The sequence below is a fragment of the Mycolicibacterium pyrenivorans genome (assembly GCF_025821625.1).
Lineage (GTDB): Bacteria > Actinomycetota > Actinomycetes > Mycobacteriales > Mycobacteriaceae > Mycobacterium > Mycobacterium pyrenivorans.
The window spans coordinates 1-17,069 of sequence record NZ_JACKSH010000206.1 but is presented as its reverse complement, the minus strand read 5'-3'; the positions used below and the strand labels follow the sequence as shown (position 1 = coordinate 17,069).

At 68.7% G+C, this 17,069-nt stretch carries 14 protein-coding genes and 1 pseudogene; 5 read left to right on the top strand and 10 right to left on the bottom strand.

Annotation, left to right across the window (positions count from 1 at the left end; all coding sequences use genetic code 11):
- Positions 1-43: 43 nt before the first annotated feature.
- Positions 44-1,279: an FAD-dependent oxidoreductase gene (locus H7I57_RS23325; protein ID WP_264026381.1), complete on the top strand. Its 1,236-nt coding sequence runs from the start codon at positions 44-46 to the stop codon at positions 1,277-1,279.
- A 15-nt stretch (positions 1,280-1,294) separates the two neighbouring features.
- Here H7I57_RS23325 and H7I57_RS23320 read toward each other — a convergent pair whose 3' ends face one another.
- From H7I57_RS23320 to H7I57_RS23305, 4 genes and pseudogenes are all read right to left on the bottom strand, one after another.
- Positions 1,295-3,271 carry a SpoIIE family protein phosphatase gene (locus H7I57_RS23320; protein ID WP_264026379.1) on the bottom strand — a complete coding sequence of 659 codons (1,977 nt, stop codon included), beginning with the start codon at positions 3,269-3,271 and terminating at the stop codon, positions 1,295-1,297.
- 75 nt (positions 3,272-3,346) lie between these two features.
- The gene (locus H7I57_RS23315) at positions 3,347-4,318 is read right to left on the bottom strand and encodes an L-lactate dehydrogenase (protein WP_264026377.1); all 972 of its coding nucleotides are present in this window, start codon (positions 4,316-4,318) and stop codon (positions 3,347-3,349) included.
- A 215-nt stretch (positions 4,319-4,533) separates the two neighbouring features.
- Positions 4,534-6,390: an Hsp70 family protein gene (locus tag H7I57_RS23310; protein ID WP_264026376.1), complete on the bottom strand. Its 1,857-nt coding sequence runs from the start codon at positions 6,388-6,390 to the stop codon at positions 4,534-4,536.
- A gap of 320 nt (positions 6,391-6,710) precedes the next feature.
- Positions 6,711-6,812, bottom strand: a pseudogene (locus H7I57_RS23305) (HNH endonuclease signature motif containing protein); the annotation flags it as partial.
- Positions 6,813-6,866: 54 nt separating this feature from the next.
- On the opposite strand from H7I57_RS23305, the gene H7I57_RS23300 reads away from it, so the two are divergent.
- Positions 6,867-7,325 (top strand): nuclear transport factor 2 family protein, encoded by a 459-nt coding sequence (locus H7I57_RS23300; RefSeq protein WP_264026375.1) that lies wholly within the window; start codon positions 6,867-6,869, stop codon positions 7,323-7,325.
- 3 nt (positions 7,326-7,328) lie between these two features.
- Here H7I57_RS23300 and H7I57_RS23295 read toward each other — a convergent pair whose 3' ends face one another.
- Genes H7I57_RS23295 through H7I57_RS23285 form a run of 3 tightly spaced genes read right to left on the bottom strand, consistent with a single transcriptional unit; the run spans position 7,329 to position 9,452 of the window.
- The gene (locus tag H7I57_RS23295; protein ID WP_372510339.1) at positions 7,329-8,000 is read right to left on the bottom strand and encodes a L,D-transpeptidase family protein; all 672 of its coding nucleotides are present in this window, start codon (positions 7,998-8,000) and stop codon (positions 7,329-7,331) included.
- Between the two features lie 16 nt (positions 8,001-8,016).
- Positions 8,017-8,856: an SRPBCC family protein gene (locus tag H7I57_RS23290; RefSeq protein ID WP_264026373.1), complete on the bottom strand. Its 840-nt coding sequence runs from the start codon at positions 8,854-8,856 to the stop codon at positions 8,017-8,019.
- A 2-nt stretch (positions 8,857-8,858) separates the two neighbouring features.
- On the bottom strand, positions 8,859-9,452 hold the full coding sequence (locus H7I57_RS23285; protein ID WP_264026372.1) for an ArsR/SmtB family transcription factor: 594 nt from the start codon (positions 9,450-9,452) through the stop codon (positions 8,859-8,861).
- A 63-nt stretch (positions 9,453-9,515) separates the two neighbouring features.
- On the opposite strand from H7I57_RS23285, the gene H7I57_RS23280 reads away from it, so the two are divergent.
- Positions 9,516-11,009 (top strand): bifunctional phosphatase PAP2/diacylglycerol kinase family protein, encoded by a 1,494-nt coding sequence (locus H7I57_RS23280; RefSeq protein ID WP_264026370.1) that lies wholly within the window; start codon positions 9,516-9,518, stop codon positions 11,007-11,009.
- Here H7I57_RS23280 and H7I57_RS23275 read toward each other — a convergent pair.
- The gene (locus tag H7I57_RS23275; RefSeq protein WP_264026414.1) at positions 10,963-11,589 is read right to left on the bottom strand and encodes a phosphatase PAP2 family protein; all 627 of its coding nucleotides are present in this window, start codon (positions 11,587-11,589) and stop codon (positions 10,963-10,965) included. The genes H7I57_RS23280 and H7I57_RS23275 overlap by 47 nt on opposite strands.
- A gap of 190 nt (positions 11,590-11,779) precedes the next feature.
- Between H7I57_RS23275 and H7I57_RS23270 the strand changes: the two genes are divergently transcribed.
- Complete coding sequence (locus H7I57_RS23270) at positions 11,780-12,262, top strand: hypothetical protein (protein ID WP_264026367.1); 483 nt, start codon at positions 11,780-11,782, stop codon at positions 12,260-12,262.
- Here the strand turns inward: H7I57_RS23270 and glgP are convergent.
- Both glgP and H7I57_RS23260 read right to left on the bottom strand, forming a co-directional pair.
- Positions 12,259-14,793, bottom strand: a complete 2,535-nt coding sequence (gene glgP / locus H7I57_RS23265) for an alpha-glucan family phosphorylase (protein WP_264026365.1) — start codon at positions 14,791-14,793, stop codon at positions 12,259-12,261. The two genes, H7I57_RS23270 and glgP, sit on opposite strands and share 4 nt — an antisense overlap.
- A 118-nt stretch (positions 14,794-14,911) precedes the next feature.
- A complete protein-coding gene (locus H7I57_RS23260) occupies positions 14,912-15,676 on the bottom strand; it encodes a trans-aconitate 2-methyltransferase (RefSeq protein ID WP_264026363.1) in 765 nt (254 codons plus the stop codon).
- A 39-nt stretch (positions 15,677-15,715) separates the two neighbouring features.
- Here H7I57_RS23260 and H7I57_RS23255 point away from each other — a divergent pair, with 39 nt between their 5' ends.
- Positions 15,716-16,936 carry an alpha/beta hydrolase family protein gene (locus H7I57_RS23255; RefSeq protein WP_264026412.1) on the top strand — a complete coding sequence of 407 codons (1,221 nt, stop codon included), beginning with the start codon at positions 15,716-15,718 and terminating at the stop codon, positions 16,934-16,936.
- Positions 16,937-17,069: the final 133 nt, after the last annotated feature.

The window sequence follows — 17,069 nt, the reverse complement described above, 5'->3', positions numbered from 1 at the left end:
CGTTCGCACCCCAAAAACGCAGGCCGGGGCTAGCGTGTGCGGCGTGAGCGAGAAGACCACCTGCGCCGTCGCCGGCGGCGGGCCGGCCGGGATGGTGCTCGGACTGCTGCTGGCCCGCGCCGGCGTCCACGTCACCGTCCTGGAGAAGCACGCCGATTTCCTGCGCGACTTCCGCGGCGACACCGTGCATCCCACCACGCTGCGGCTCATCGACGAGCTCGGGTTGTGGCCGAAGTTCGCCGCGGTACCCCACAGCAAGCTCAAGAAGGGCACCTTCGAGGTCCGGCCAGGGCACTCGGTGACGGTGGTCGACTTCGAGCGCCTCCGTATGCCTCATCCGTACATCGCGATGGTTCCGCAGTGGGATCTGCTCAATCTGCTGGCCGAGGCCGCCGAGGCCGAGCCCACTTTCACGCTGCGAACGAGCACGGAGGTCACCGGCCTGGTGCGGGAGGGAGGCCGGGTTTCCGGCGTCCGGTACCAGGACGCAGACGGCCCGGGCGAACTGCGCGCCGACCTGACCGTGGGGTGCGACGGGCGCTGGTCGGTGGTCCGTCGTGAGGCCGGGCTGCAGGTCCGCGAATGGCCGGTCAGCTTCGACGCGTGGTGGTTCCGGTTACCGCGGCGAGAAGGCGACCAGGACTACACCCTGTTCCCGCGGATCGCCCCGGGCAAGGCGATGATCGTCATCCCCCGCGAGGGTTATCTGCAGATCGCGCTGCTCATCCCGAAGGGAACGGATGCCCGACTGCGGGCGCGCGGCCTCGACGGATTCCACGCCGATGTCCTCGAACTGTTCCCCGAGGCCGGTGACACCGCCACCACGATCACCACCCTCGACGACGTCAAACACCTCGACGTGCACATGAATCGGTTGCGCCGCTGGCACAGCGACGGTGTGTTGTGCATCGGCGACGCCGCCCACGCCATGTCGCCCGCGGGCGGGGTCGGCATCAACGTGGCCGTCCAGGACGGCGTGGCGACCGCCCGACTGCTCGCCGAGCCCCTTCTCCGCGGCAGGGTGACCGACCGCGACCTGGCCGCGGTGCGGCGGCGCCGCATCGTGCCGACTGCGGTGACGCAGGCGCTCCAAAGGCTGATCGACAAGCGGCTGCTCCGGCCGATCCTGGCCGGCGGCGACGGGGCGGGCCCGCCGCCGGCCCTTATCCGGTTGGTCGAACGGGTGCCGTGGCTTGCGGTGATCCCCGGTTACCTGGTCGGTGTCGGGGTCCGCCCAGAACGCGCACCTGAGTTCGCGCGCAGGGCGCCGGCAGGCTGACGACACAGTTGGAGGTCAGGCCACGGCTTCGCGCTCACGCCGCAGCATCACCGCGGTCACGTCGTCGCGGTCGACGGAGGTGTCGGCGCCCGCACAGAGCGCGTCGATCAGCGCCTGCGGACAGTCGCGGTGTTCGCGTGCGCACCGGAAGACGGCGTCGCTGAGGCCCTCGACCGTGCCTCCCCAGAGATCCAGCAACCCGTCGCTGACCAGCAGCACGGCATCGCCGGGGTAGAGGGTGCCGCGCTTCTCATGCCAGCCCTCACCCAGGCCCACGGGCATGTCCTCGGAGCTGATGCGCTCCACGCCGACGGGACCGCCGCGCACGATGAAATGCAACCCGTGCCCGGCGTCGGCGACCCGGTACTTCCCCGAGACGAGGTCCACGTGGACGTACGCCACCGTGACGAAGGCGCAGGTTCGTTGCAGATCGCCGTCGAGGACATTCGCGGCGCGGGTCAACACGACTGACGGGCTCGTCGCGAGTTCGTTGGAACGCAACGCGATTCGGGTTGCCGCCGCGAGCATGCCTGCGGCCATCCCCTTGCCCATCACATCACCGAGGCTCAATACCGCGTCCGGCGCGCTGAAGCGGAGGTCGAAGAAGTCCCCACCTACCTGCTTGGCCGGCACGGACAGCGCCCCCGAGCTCCAACCCGGTGTCGCGGGAATTCGCCAGGGAAGCAGGGCGCGCTGAACCTGGGCCGCCCGTTCGAGTTCCTCTTCCTCGAGACGACGCGCATGCGTTGCTTCGGTGATGTCGTGAAACTGCAGTGCGAGGACATCGCCGTCCTCGGCGGACTTGATCGGGACCATGCTGACCTGGAGGATTCGTTCGGCGTCGGTGGTCACCGTCAACCACACGTGCTCATCGGCGAGGGTGTCCGCTTCGTCCGACACCGCCTTGCTGGCACTGTCGCCCAGCAGGGCGCTCAGCCGGGTGTCTCCGGCACCGAGACCCGGAAGCGTCGCGGCCGCAGATGCGTTGTTGCGCCTGACGTTCCACCCGTCGGCTTCCTGACCGACGATGAGATTTCCCGCGACGGAGGCGTCGAAGATCCTGCGGAACAACTCTTCGCTGTCGTGGAGGCGTTGGGCGGTGTCCCGCTCGCGGCCCACAGCCAGCGAGAGCGCGAGGAAGACGATCACCATCGAGAGTTCGAACGTCTGAAGGACGACGATGCCGGGCTCCAACGTCAGCCGGTCGAAGGAGAACGGCCCCCTGTCCTGTGTGCTCGCGACCGACGCCATCCCCGCGACGCCGAGAATCTCCAGAAGCATCAGCCTCGTGGACAGCCGCAACGCTGCCCAGACCAGCGGCACGAACGGCAGAAAGGACAGCGGCATCTGCTGGTTGACGCCGAACACGAGCCCCGCGACGGCGAAGGTCACGGCCGCCTGCACGAGCATTTCGAACGGCGCCGCCTGCCGGGCCCGCTTCGGCAGGTCCATGAACAACGGGGTCAGCAGCATCATGCCCGCGGCATGCTTCGGGGCATTGGTGATCAACCGGGTCCAGGCACCTGCGGTGTCTCCGAGAGCCCATGCGGCGCCGGCCGACAACAGGTCGAAGACCATCGCCGCCGTGATGACAGCCACCAGCAACCGCCCGAGGTCGCGCGGGCCCGTCAACGTCGGCAGCACGTCGTCGCGGCCCCGCAGAATCAGGGACCCGGCCATCATCTCGATCCCGGTGGCGACGGCCAGGGCCACCGCCAGTGGAACGGTACGTCCCGCCCACAACAGCAGTGGCAGCGTGATGGCCACGACTGCCAGCGCGAGAAAGCCGATGTACCGCCGCGGGAACCGAATCCCCAAGCCGAGCGCGATCCCGGCCGCTGGCCACCACGCAGTGGTAGCCAGCGCTTCCGGCTGCGTCACGAGGGAGAGCCAGGCGATGACCAGGATTGCCAGCAGCGAACCGACGATCAGCGCTGCACTTCGGATCCCCGGCGGAACCCGCAGCGCCAGCACGCCCGAGCCGGCTCTCACCGACCCACTATCGCATTGGCCCCACCCTCGAGGACGGGGATAACGGATTAAAAGGGGTTCTCGCCAGCCTGGTCGCTACAGACCGAGCGAGTCCTGGACGGCGCGCAGCGTCGACGCCGACGACTGCAGACCGAGCAACTCGGGCACCGCCAGCGGCACTTCCAGGACCTTGCCCGCTCCTGCCGCGGTGATGACGGTGGGCAGTGACAGCGCGACGCCGGCGAGGTCGTAGGCACCGCTCTGCACCGTCGACACCGGCATCACCCGGTGCTGGTCGCCGACGATCGCCTCGATGATGCGCGCCGTGGACAGCCCGATCGCCAAGTTCGTGGCCCCCTTGCCCGCGATGATCTCGTAGGCGGAGTTGACCACCTCGGCGGAGATGCGGTGGCGGGTGTCCTCGTCGAACACCAGCGCGCCGTCGCGCCGGAACTGATCTGCGGGCACTCCCCCGATCGACACGCTCGACCACAGCGAGATCTCCGAATCGCCGTGCTCGCCGACGATGAACCCGTGCACGTTGCCGACGGCGATGTCCGCCTCCTCGGCGATCAGATAGCGGAACCGACTGGAGTCCAACACTGTTCCGGATCCGAAGATGTGACCCGGTGCCGCGTCGACCGCCTGGGTCGCGGCCAGCGTCACGACGTCGACCGGGTTGGTGACGAACACGATGACGGCGTCGGGCGAATGTTCGACCAGTTGCGGTGTCAGCGTCCTCGCCATCGCGACGTTGGCGGCGGCGAGGTCGAGGCGGTTCTGTCCCGGTTTCTGTTTGGCACCCGCGGTGACGATGATGACGGCCGAGCGGTCGGTCACCGCGATGTCGTCGGATCCCGAGATCCGGCAGTGCGGCACGAACTGGCTGCCGTGGTTGAGATCGAGGACTTCGGCGCGCACCTTGCCTGCGTTGACGTCGTAGAGAGCGAGCGAGCCCGCCGTTCCGCGGATCAGGCAGGCATACGCGATGGCGGTGCCGACGCTTCCCATGCCGACGACGGCGACCTTGGTGTTCTGTTCGACAGGCACTCCGACATTGTCGCCCATTGCGTCGACGTCGGCGAAAATGCCAGGGTCATCGAGGTTTTGAACGAGCCTCGGGCCTCGCACCGGCCATATGACGAAAGCCGGCCCGATCGGCTGTCCCCTCCGCAGCCGATCGAACCGACGCAGCCAAATCTAGCGCGAGAGTACCCCCGGGGGAATCGGGGAAATCCCTATACCTCATTGGAGTTGTGACGCAGCCGTCAGTTTCTGCGGTGTTACGGGCCCTGCGGAACCTGGATCGGAATGGGCACCGGAACGAACGGGATGTCGAGATACGTCGTCGTCACCGCCGCCGGCGGCGGCGGGTTCGTCGTCGGGGGGTTCGTCGTCGGCGGGTTCGTTGTCGGTGGGTTCGTTGTCGTGGGGGCGACCGTCGTCGTCGGGACCGTCGTCGTGGTGGTCGGGATCGTCGTCGTCGTCGTGGTGGTCGTCGTGGGGGTCGTCGTCGTTGTCGTTGTTGTTGTCGTGGTGGTGGTGGTGGTCGTCGTGGTCGTGGGCGATGTCGTGGTGGTGGTCGTCGGTGCCGTCGTGGCGGGCTGGGTTGTGGTAGGGACGACGCTCGGCGGCGCGACAGCGGTGGTCGGCGCCGGAGCGGGTGGCTGCGCTGGCTGGTTGGTGACCGTGTCGGCGTCGGGAGACGGAATGAACGCGCTGCTCAACGGGATGTTGCCCGGGGTCGGCGTGGTCGGCTCGTCACTGTCGAGGCTGGTCAGCGCGATCGCGACGCCGCCCACCGCGACCAGGGCGATGGCCGCGGCGATCCCGAACACCGACATCGGCAACCGCTGCCAGGCCTTGGCGTCGTCCTCCCGCGGCGCGGCGTCGGGTGCCAGGATCTCAGTGGACTCGTACGCGCCCGTCGGCAGGTAGGGGTCGTAATCGCCTCCGGCGTACGGGACGACGTCGTCGCTGGTGTCATCGTCCTGGGACCAGGCAAGCGCACGGAAGGTCGCCGAGCCGGCTTCCTCGGGACGCGGACCGGGAACGGGGGCCACCGGTGCCACCCAGGTCGCCGTGTCGGCGCCACGCCCGTACGCGGCGAACAGCGCCGCGCCCACACCTGCGTCGAGGGCGGGCTGCGGCGTCGTCACCACCCGGACCCCGGACCTCTCCGAAAGGCGTTGCACGATAAGCGGGATGCTGGCCCCGCCGCCGACCAGCGCGACCGCGGAGACGCCACTCCAGCCGATGTTGTTGCGCGCCAACATGTCCTCGAACGCCCCGACGACATCGTCGAACGGCCGCGCGATCAACTCCTCCAGCTCGGATCGGGTGACGCGGATGTCGGTGCGTTGGTCGGGCAGTTCGACGGTCAGGCCGGTGACGGTTTCGCGAGACAGCCGCTCCTTGGCCGAGCGGCACTGTTCCCGCAGCCTGGCCAGTGAGCCCACCGCGGCGGTCTGCCCGGGGTCGACGTCGCCGCCACCGGCGATGCCGTCGAGCACGTGGCTCAACAACGCCTGGTCGATCTGGTCCCCCGCGAACTCGGGGATCCTGGCGGTGCCGCCGATCACGTCGAATGCCGACGCCGCGTCGGCGAGGGTGATGCTGGTGCCGCCGCCCCCGAAGTCCAGCAGGGCCACCACACCTCGCCGATCGATGCCCGGGTTGGCGTTCAGCGCGGTCAGGGCGGCAACGGAGTCCGGGATCAACCGTGGCCGGACACCGCCCGGAGACAGGATCTCGCTGGCTCCCAACGTGGTCTGCAGCGCGTCGGACATGGCCGGGCTCCAGTAGGAGGGCACGGCGATGGCGATGCCGGCCGGGGTAGTGCGGATCACCAGCCCGGCCATCGACTCCAGGGCTTCGACCAGAAGTTGTTCGGCCGGGTAGCTCGCCCCGTCGGCGGCCACCAGCGGCACCGGATCACCGACCCGATCGACGAACCCGGACAGCACCACCCCGGCATCGCTCGCGGTGCCCGGTCGGGGCGTGCCAACCTCGGGCGCGGCGTGGCCGAACAGCGTCAGCACCGAACGCCGAATCACCGGCGGGTGTCCGACGCCGGCCGCGACGAGGTTGGTCGTCCCGATGGACAACCCCAACGGGCTGGAGTCCTCGAACGTGTCCAAGAGAGATCCCTTACCGGATGCCGCGTGCGGGGAGTGCGGCTGTCCAAGCTGACACCCTAGTGGCGTGGAAGCACGATCGTATCTGGCGGTCATCGATGGACACCGAAACACTGCTCGGGTTCGCCTACGACGCGGTCCAGGTCCGCGTCGACCACTCGCGCCTCGTCGCGTTCGCCGGCCCAAGGCGTGATACCAACTGCCACAACTCAATTGACGGTACCGAAAGGTCGCCCTACGTGGTGCGCTTCGGGCGTTCTCTGCCCTACATACAACGAGGTGGAAGCCAGCGATGCCGACTATCCGGCTTGACTGGTTGGTGGTCGCTGGTGATACGGGCAGAGCAGCACCGGGTTGTCCAGCTCGGTGGGCCCGCCGTCTTCCCAGTGCCGCAGGTGGTGGGCGTGCAGACCGCGGGTCGCCCCACGTCACATATGTGGCCCTATGCTGCGGTGCCGTGGTGTGCTGCAATGTCGGCCATGGGTGACATCGACGACATCAAGCAGGTCAAGTACCGGTACCTCCGCGCGCTCGACACCAAACACTGGGACGAGTTCGCCGACACCCTCACCGAGGATGTCGTCGGCCGGTACGGCGAGTCGATCGGTGAGGAGCACCATTTCACGAGCAGGGACGAACTCGTCGGCTTCATGCGCAACTCGCTGGGGCCCGAGATCCTGACCGAACACCGCGTCAACCACCCCGAGATCACCGTCGACGGCGACGAGGCCACCGCGACGTGGTATCTCCAGGACCGGGTGATCGCGCCGGACTTCAACTTCATGCTGATCGGCGCGGGCTTCTACCACGACAGGTACCGCAGAACCGACGACGGCTGGAAGATCTGCGAGACCGGCTACGACCGCACCTACGACGCGTCGATGTCGCTGGAGGCGTTGAACTTCAAGGTCAAGGCGGGCCGGGCCCTCAACATCTGAGGGCTATTCGGTGATCGCGATCATCGCGCCGGGCCGCAGCCAGCGCATGATCGTCACCAGCGTGGCGTCGTCGATCGCCACGCAGCCCGCGGTGGGCCCGCCGTCGGTGCTGTGCACGAAGAAGGCCCCGCCCTTGCCCGGGATTCGCGCCTTGTTGACGCCCATCACCACCGCGTGCGCGTACTGCGGGATCTGCAGGTTCTCGGTTCCCGCGCTCAGCGAGGTGTTGAACGGGCACTCGTCCTTCTTGCACACCTGCATGGTGTTGTAGGTCGGGCTCTTCATATCGCCGTCCCACCAGTGGTCGGGGCCGACCTGGACGTACTGCAGGCCGCCGCCGGGGTTGGGTTCGGTGCCGAAGGCGAAGTCCAGCGTGTAGATACCCTTCGGCGTCATCAACGATCCGTCGAAGTGGTTGGGCGACATGCCTTTCGAACCGATTTTCGCCGGGATTCCCACGCCCCCGGCCACCGGCTGCCACCCGGCGGCGGTGCGCTCCCAGACGTCCATCTTGGCGTCCGAGCCGCCCGATCCGGTGACCGACAGGACCTGGGTGGCCCCCCCGACGGACTGCGCGAACCACGGCGTGAACTCCGCCGACGAGGGAGGCGCCGTCAGCAGACCGGCGGTCGCGGCGAGCACCGTCGCGCACCAGACGATCAGCAACCGGCGCACGGAGGTTCGGGCTCGATCAGGTCGCTGCGCTGTGGGCATGCATCAACTGTGCCATCCAGGCCTGCCATTTCGGTTGTTCGGTCGCGGCGGTGTCGCGCGCCGCCGCACCGTAGAAGTAGATGCTCACCATCACCCTGCTCTGATCGCCGAAGCCGAAGCCGAAGCCGCCGATCACCGCGATGCCCGGCGCGGGTGCGGCCAGCCGCAGCATCACCTCGCGACTGTGCGCGTCCTGGTGGATGCGCTCCACGACGCCGTCCAGTCGCGGTGCACCGGCCGGGGTCTCGCACCGGTCGCCGACGTTCACGCCGCCGAGGCCGAGAGCCGCCGCCAGCGTCGCCCACGCCTGGTTCAGGTCGCCGGGATGCGCCGTCATCACCCGGACGTTGGCCGCGGGCTGTCCCGGGAAGTGCATGAGGTAGATCCGCAGCACCGCGAAGAAGCCGGGCCATCCCGTCTCGAAGCTCTCCAGCTCGTCATCCCAGTCGTCGCGATCGGTGAACAGACTGTGCACCATCCGGACCACACACTGATCCCCCGAGCGGCTCGTCACCACCACCTCGGTCGCCACCGGCGGCGCGTCACCGCTCCACCCGTGCTCCTCGTAGCCGAGGCGCGCAGGGGGCTCCCAGGTGGTGATGACGCCCGAGCTGCCCGCGTCCTCGCCCGAGCAGTCCTGGTCGCCGAAATCGAATTCGATGGTGCCGCCGACACGTTCGTCTACCGAGGTCGGGGTGAACCAGGCGGTCATCCCGGGCCCGGTGGCGATCGCCTGCCAGACCTGCTCCGGTGTGCCGGGCACCAGGAACTCCATCTCGACCCAGCGGCGTCCGCCGTCGTCCTTCTTCAGCGTCATGTCTACTGATCTCCTTTCGCTTTCGGCTTCGGGTACGCCGCCAGCACCACCCGGTGGGTGCGCCCGTGCGGATCGGATTCGTCGTGATAGCGCGCCACCAACTCGGTCACGGCGCGGGACAGGTCGTCGGTGAAGGCTGCGCGGTCGGCCGCCGAGCGAAAAGTGACGGCGGTGTCGATCGACAGCGTCGCCAACCGCTTGCGTTTGTCCCGTGCGGTGCGCCAGAGATCGCCGACCTCGCGGACCGTTCGCGCGGCGACGGCGATCAGGTAGCTCGCCGACAACCGGTCGACCGACCGGCCCGGGTCGGCCGCCACCGGCCCGAGCGCGCCGGGTGAGACGACGTACGACGACGCGGTGGCGACGAGCAGACGCTCGGTGAGCCCGCCCCAGCGTCGTTCCCCTGCCGCCTCGACGAGGTGGTGATCCTCCAGGGCGCGCAGGTGGTAGTTGACCTTCTGCCGGGGCAGGCCGACTCGCGACGCGAGGGCGGCGGCCGACGCGGGTTCGGTCAACTCGGCGAGCAGCCTGCCGCGGATCGGGTCGAGTGCGCTGACCGCCGCGGCCGGATCGGCGATGACCTCCACCTCCAGCATGCGCCCCATCCTGTCCCTTGACAAATTAAACTGTCAAGAGCGGATTGCCGCTAAGTTGGCGGAATGGACCTGCTGCCTGTGCCCCGACGACACCGCGGCATCCGCCAGATCGGCGAAGGCCTCGGAACGCTGGACCGCGAGGTGTTCGAAGCCATCGCCGAATCCCCCAGCCCGCTGATCGACACGGTCATGCCTCGCCTGACGAGGGCTGCCGACCACTCCAAGCTGTGGTTCGCCATCGCCGCGGCACTGATCGCTTTCGGCAACCCGTCGGTCAAGCGGGGGGCCTCCCGCGGCGTTCTGACCCTGGGGGTGACGAGCCTGGTCACCAATCAGGGGGCCAAGCGGATATGGCGGCGGGCACGCCCCAACGGCCTCCTCGTGCCCCTGGCGCGCCGGAGCCGCCGGCTCCCGACGTCGAACTCGCTGCCGTCGGGGCATTCGGCCAGTGCGGCCGCGTTCGCCGTCGGCGTCGGGTTGGAGAACCCGCCCGTCGGCTTGGGGCTGTCCCTGTTGGCCGGCCTGGTCGGCATGTCGCGGGTGGCGACGGGCGCGCACTATCCGGGCGACGTGCTCGCCGGCCTGGGCCTCGGCGCAGGAATCGCGGTGCTGGGCGCCCGCGTGGTGCCGCCGATCGCCGAGGCGAGGTTGCCTGCGACCGAGCCGCTGCGGGTGGACACCCCCGCCCGTCCCGACGGGGCAGGCGTCACGCTGGTCGTCAACCCCGCCTCCGGCGGCGGCACCGGCGCCCGGGTGCTCGACGAGGTCCGCGATGCCCTCCCGAAGGCCACGATCGTCGAACTCACCGAGGACGACGACCTCGAAGAGGTGCTGCGCTCGGCCGCCCGGGACGCCGAGGTGCTCGCCATCGGCGGCGGTGACGGCACTGTCGCCACGGCTGCGGCGGTGGCCATCGACGAGGGTCTTCCGCTCGCGGTCTTCCCCGCAGGCACCTTCAACCATTTCGCCAAGGACATCGGGTGCGACACCACGGCCAAGACCGTCGCCGCGATCCAGGACGGCGCCGTGTCCTGCGTCGACATGGTGTGCCTGAACGAACGCCAGATGGTGGTCAACACCGCCAGCATCGGCGCCTACCCGCGGTTCGTGCAGAAGCGCGAGAAACTCGAGCACAAGATCGGCAAACCGCTGGCAGGCGTCTACGCGATGTTCAGCACGCTGCGCCGCGGCGAGCCGGTCCGCATCTCCTACGACAACAAGACGTTGCAGACGTCGATGTTCTTCCTGGGCAACTCGGTCTACCTGCCGTCGGGTTTCGCCCCGTCGAGGCGCACACGAATGGACGACGGGCTCATCGACATCCGGATCCTGGAGACCGGCCGGAGGCTGAGCCGACTGCGCATCCTGACCTCTCTCGCGCTGGGCAGGCTCGAACGCAGCCCGCTCTATCACGAGCTGCGGGTGCCGCAGTTCGCATTCGAGTCGGTGGACGGGCCGACGGTGCTGGCGCTCGACGGCGAGGTCGGCACCGAGGTGTCCAAGGCGACCTTCAGCGTGCTGTACCGGGCGCTGCCGGTATTTCGTCCCGCGGTGTGACCGCGTCCTGCGTGCGATGCCGCGGCGGCACCAGCAGCAGACAGGCCACGAGGTAGGCGTAGCCGAGGGCCCACCCGGCGATCACGTCCGACGGATGGTGCACGTTGAGCACCACGCGCCCCGCGCCGATCGCCACCACGACCACGGCGCCGAGCGCAGCGAGCCACATGCGCCATGTGCCGCGGACCCACGGGAGGGCGACGATCACCAGGGCGGGCACACAGACCATCAGGCCGAGCGCGTGTCCCGACGGAAACGATTCGCCCGCGGCCGACACCATCGCGGTGGCCGGCCGTGGCCGGTTCACCAGCGTCTTGGCGATCTCGGTGACCAGGCCGCTGAGTTCGACGCTGATCACCAGGAACACCGCGAGGCGGACGTTGCGCCGGACCAACGCCACGACGATCACCACCAGCGTCACCACCCGGAGGACGGCCGGGCCGAGGACAGCGCAGAACACGGTCCACGCGGTCACCCAGCCGGGGTGCGCCTCGCCGATTCGGTACATCGGTTCCAGCGCCCACGCGTCCAGGCGCGCCAGCCAGGCCCACTGCCGGGTGTAGCCCAGCCACATCAGCATGTACACGCCGACGGCGGCCAGGGCCGTACCGACCAGCCACCCTCTGCGCGTCTTCACCCGACCAGCTGTACCACCCGATTCACCGGGCAAACCCGCTCGGGGTACCGGCCCGCGCGATCGGGTTGAGGGTTCCTCCGGAGTTCGTCTACAGCGTCGCCGCGGCGCCGCGCGGCTGAGCTACCGTGCCTGCATGGCCGTATTTCTCCGGAAGCTCTTCCGAATCGGAAAGCTCCCCAGCGAGCTGCGTGCTGAGGTCGAGGCCGAGGGACTGCTGTTCATGGCCGAGTACGTGGCCGTCACCCGCCGGTTCCGCGGGGCCGTGCCCGGCCTGCGCTCCTCGGGCAGCATCGCCAGCTACGTCGGTTCGCTCGTGCTGACCGACCAACGGGTTCTGGGCACCCTGTCGTCGGTGCCCAAACTGGCCGGCCGCACCATCGACGTCCGCTGGGACGCCGCGCAGGCGGGTCCGGTCAAAGCCGAGATCTCGGCGACCGGCCTGACGCTCGACGTCGACCTGGCCGCGGTCGACCCGCGGTGTTCGGGCGAGTTGTCCCTGCATTACAAGGAGGACATTCCTGAGGACGTGTTGGCCCGCCTGCCGCGCACGTCCCTGGCGTACGACATGCCACCGGAATTCATCTTCCGGGCGGTCGGCGTGCCGTACCACCCCTAACCGGCGGCGGACATCGCCCGGTCGTACCAGTGAATCTGCTCGGCTTCCAGCGGTGCCGAAGCGTCCGGGTGATAAGGGACCACGCGAGGGGTGTATGCCTCTGGCGGCCGCGGTCCGTCGACGTGGACGTGGTAGCTGTACGTCCCGCGAATGACTTCGTCGCCGCGTTGCATCGGTATCCGTTCGGCCGCACCGCCCACCCAGGCCGTCGCATACAGCTGCACCTGCACCGCCTTCGGCCCGATCGCGCCCAGGGAGACCAGGACTCGGAACTCGTGCCCGTCTCCTGCCGGCTCGACGTGCAGTGCGCCGAAAGACACGTCGCCCCAATAGTTTGCGACCATCTCGCGCCAGCGCTGCACGTCCGCGGCCACCCGGCACCTGTCGAGGATGCGGGTGCGGTAGGCGGCAGCAGCGGGGGCGTACAACTCCTCGACGTACTGGCGGACCATGCGTTCCGACGAGAACTCGGGCGTCAGCGTCGCCATGCTCGCGCGCACCCGCCCCAACCAGTCCTGCGGGATCCCGCTCTCGTCGCGCGCGTAGAACATCGGGACGATCTCCTCGTCCAGCAGCGCGTATAGCCCGTCGGCCTCCTCGGCATCCCACTGCGGGTCGTGATCGTGTTCCCGGCCGTCGCCGATCGCCCACCCCACCTGCGGGGTGTAGGCCTCGGCCCACCAGCCGTCGAGTTCCGACAGGTTGAGGCCGCCGTTGACGAGCACCTTCATCCCGCTCGTCCCGCTGGCCTCCCACGGCCGTCGCGGTGTGTTGATCCAGACGTCGACGCCGCCGACGAGTTGCTCGGCGAGGAGCAGGTCGTAGTCGGTGATCAACGCGACGCGGGAACGAACGTCCGGACGTTGCGAGAACTCGAACCAGCGCTGGATCATCGCCTTGCCGAAAGTATCTGCGGGGTGCGCCTTTCCGGCGACGGCGATCTGCACGGGCCGTTCGGGATCGGTGAGTATGCGCGCGAGGCGGTCGGGATCGTGCAGCAGCAGCGCGGTGCGCTTGTACTCGGTGAAGCGCCGGGCGAAACCGAGCGTCAACGCGTTCGGATCGAAGATCCGCTGCGCCTCGTCGATACGGTCGGCGCCCGCGCCGGCCATCGTGAGTTGGCGCGCCAGCCGCTGGCGCGCCCAAGACACGAATCCCTCACGGTTGCGATTGCGCAGACTCCACAGCTCGGCCGTCGGAACCGTGTCCATGCGCTCGGCGATCGGCGTCGGCACGCCCATCCACTGGGAACGCAAGTCGGCGTCCGTCCACAGCTCGTCGGCGGCCTGCGAGTCCCACGACGGAACGTGGACGCCATTGGTGACGTGCCCGACCGGGACCTCCTCGAGTGGGCAGCGCGGAAACAGATCGGCGAAGAGCTCACGGCTCACCTCGCCGTGCAGCCGGCTCACGCCGTTGATCCGCGACGAACCGCGAATCGCGAGATACGCCATGTTGAACGGCTCGGTCTGGTCGTCCGGCCGGATGCGGCCCAGGCCCAGTATCTTGCCGATACCGACCCGCATCTCGGCTGCGAACGGCGCGAGGTACGCGTCGACGTAGCCGGGATCGAACCGGTCGAAGGCGGCCGCGATCGGGGTGTGGGTGGTGAACACGGTGCCCGCCCTGGCCACGGTGAGCGCGACGTCGAACGGCACTTCCTGTTCCCGCGCGATCCAACGGGCCCGTTCCAGCACGGCGAACGCCGCATGCCCCTCGTTGAGGTGGCAGACGTGCGGATCGAGCCCCAGCTCGCGCAGAAGCCGCCAGCCGCCGAAGCCGAGCGCCATCTCCTGCTGCCAGCGCACTTCGGGATCGGCATCGTAGAGTTGCGCCGTGATACCGCGGTCCGACGGATCGTTGGCCGGATCGTTGCTGTCGAGCAGATACAGCCACAGCCGGCCGATGTTTACCGCCCAGGCGCGCAAGTACACGGTGCGGCCCGGGAATTCGAGTGGGATGCGTATCCAGGCGCCGTCACCGCCGCGCAACCGCCGCACCGGTATCTCGCTGGGATCGCTGAACGGGTAGAGCTCACGCTGATTGCCCTGAGAATCCAGGGCTTGACGGAAGTACCCCTGCTGATAGAGCAGGCCGACACCGACCACCGGAGCGCCGAGGTCTGTCGCGGCCTTCATGTGATCGCCCGCAAGGACGCCGAGCCCGCCCGCGTAGATCGGCAACGCCTCGGCGAGGCCGAACTCCATGCTGAAATACGCGGTCAGGTCCAGGATCCTGGACGCCTGGGACTGCGGGAACCAGAACGGTTCACCGTTGCGCCGTTGGCGGTCTTCGATGAGCACGCGCACCTCGGCGCTGAACGCGTTGTCCTTGCCGAGGTCTTCGAGTTCGTCCTGGCCGATCGACTTGAGCACAGCCCAGGCATTGCGCGACGCGCTCCACAGCTCCGGATTGACGCGATGCCAGATCCGATCGGCGCGGTGCGAGGAGATGAGCCGCATGTCGAGGGCGAGTTCCTCCAGACCACGCAGTGAATCCGGGAGGTCGATCTCGTTGCGATGCTCGGCCATGAAGTCGCCTTCGGTCGGGAAAGTGTCAACCTACCGCCGACGTGTTAACCGCAGGCGAAGTCACCTCCTACCGTGACCTACGCGGTGACGACGGCATGGGGCCGCCGGGACCGATGGCTCACTTCACCTGCGCCACCACGAACACCCGCCGGAACGGAAAGAACGTCGTTCCGTCCGGCCGCCGGGGATAGGACGCGTCCAGCATCGGGATCAGCTCATCGCGGAACCGCTGCCACTGCGCGTCGTCGAGGGCGCTGCGCACCGGCCGCAACGCCGTCCCGGTGATCCACTCCAGCACCGGGTTCTCACCGGTCAGCTCATGGACATACGTGGTCTCCCACGCGTCGACCGAACATCCGGCATCGGTCAGCAGCCCGGCGTAGTCGGCCGCCGACCCCACCACATCGGAGCCACGGAAGGGGAAGTCCCGCAAAGCTTCCGACCACCGCGGTGCGCGTGCGAGGTCGCGGACCGCTTGATGCGACGGTGCATCGAAGTTACCCGGCACCTGAAACGCGATCCAGGAGCCGGCGCCCATCTGGCGGGCCCACCGCGTCACCAGTTGCGGGTGCTCGGGTATCCACTGCAACGTCGCGTTGCTCACCATCACGTCGACGTCGGGTTGCGGCGCCCAGTCCCGCACATCGCCCACCTGCGCGGCCACCCCGCGTTGCCGCGCCGCATCGACCATCTCCGGTGAGGAGTCCCACGCCTCGATCACCGCGCCGGGCCACCGACCGGTCAGCGTCTCGGTGAGATTGCCGGGGCCGCATCCGAGATCGACGACCCGCCGGGGGCTGTCGGCGCCGACCCGCGACAGCAGATCGAAGAACGGCCTGCCCCGGTGGTCGGCGAAGGCGAGGTAGACATCCGCGTTCCACATGCGGCCAGTGTGGCACTGCGTACCACCGGCGGCATTAGCATGCGAGATGTGGAGTCCGACGGCGCGCCCCTGCTCATTCCCGACGAAGAAGCACCGCCCATCCCCGTCCCCGACGTCCCTGGCGCCGACGCGACCGCGCGCGGACTGCCGCGCCGAGCCGATCTCACCTGGCAGCAGCGCCTGATCGTGGACTCGTCGGCCGTTGCCGACCTGGCGCTGCGAACGTCGATCGCCTCGCTGATCAGCGCCACGATGCTGCCGACGGTGGTCGGTGCGTTACGGCGGTCTCGGTCACGGACCGAGGAGGAGCATCTGCGGTTCTACGCGGACCTGGCGTCGGCCAAGGACCCGCAGCTGTCCTTTCCCGCGCCCGCTGCGCCGCCGCGGGTGTCGTCGCGCCCGGCCAACCCAGTGGCCGAATGGATCGCCCACGGCAACGTGCGCAGCATCCGGTTCGACTCCAGCTTCCAGGCCGTCAACCCCGCTCTCCGCGAGCAGTGCGGCAGCTACCAGCGCAACAACGTCGTCCACGCTCAGCACTGGCGTCACGATGACGGGCCGCGGCCCACGTTGTGCGTCATCCACGGCTTCATGGGGTCGGCCTATCTGTTCAACGGGCTCTTCTTCTCGCTGCCCTGGTTCTACCGCTCCGGCTACGACGTCATGCTCTACACGTCGCCGTTCCACGGACGTCGCGCCGAGAAGTACTCTCCCTACAGCGGATACGGCTACTTCGCCAACGGCTTCGCGGGTTTCGCCGAGGCGATGGCGCAGGCCGTGCACGACTTCCGATCGCTGATCGACTACCTCGAGCACACCGGTGTCGATCGCATCGCGCTGACCGGAATGTCGCTGGGCGGCTACACATCCGCGCTGATCGCCAGCGTGGACGACAGGATCCAGGCGGTCATCCCCAACGTTCCCGTCGTGACCCCCGACAGAACGGTCGACGAGTGGTTCCCCGCCAACAAGGTGGTGGCACTGCGGGACATGATCGTCGGAACCGACAGAGACCTGTCCGACGCCGCGACGATGTACTCGTCGCCGCTGAACTACCGCCCGCTACCCGCCAAGGACAGGCGGCTGATCATCGCCGGCCTCGGCGACCGGCTGGCACCCCCGGAGCAGGCCGAGATCCTCTGGAGGCATTGGGACCACTGCGCATTCCACTGGTTCCCCGGCAACCACGTGCTGCATGTCAGCCAGCCCGACTACCTGCGCCGGATGACCCGCTTCATGGGCGAGTTCATGTTCGACTGAGCGCTGCGCCCGTCGGCCACCGCAGCTGTGACGACAGGCCGGCGGTGACGCGGACGGGTGCGGCGGCCAGGCGCGTGTCGGACGCCGGAGCGAGGGCGGCGAGCGCGGGGCGGTGCACGCCGCGCTCGGGCAC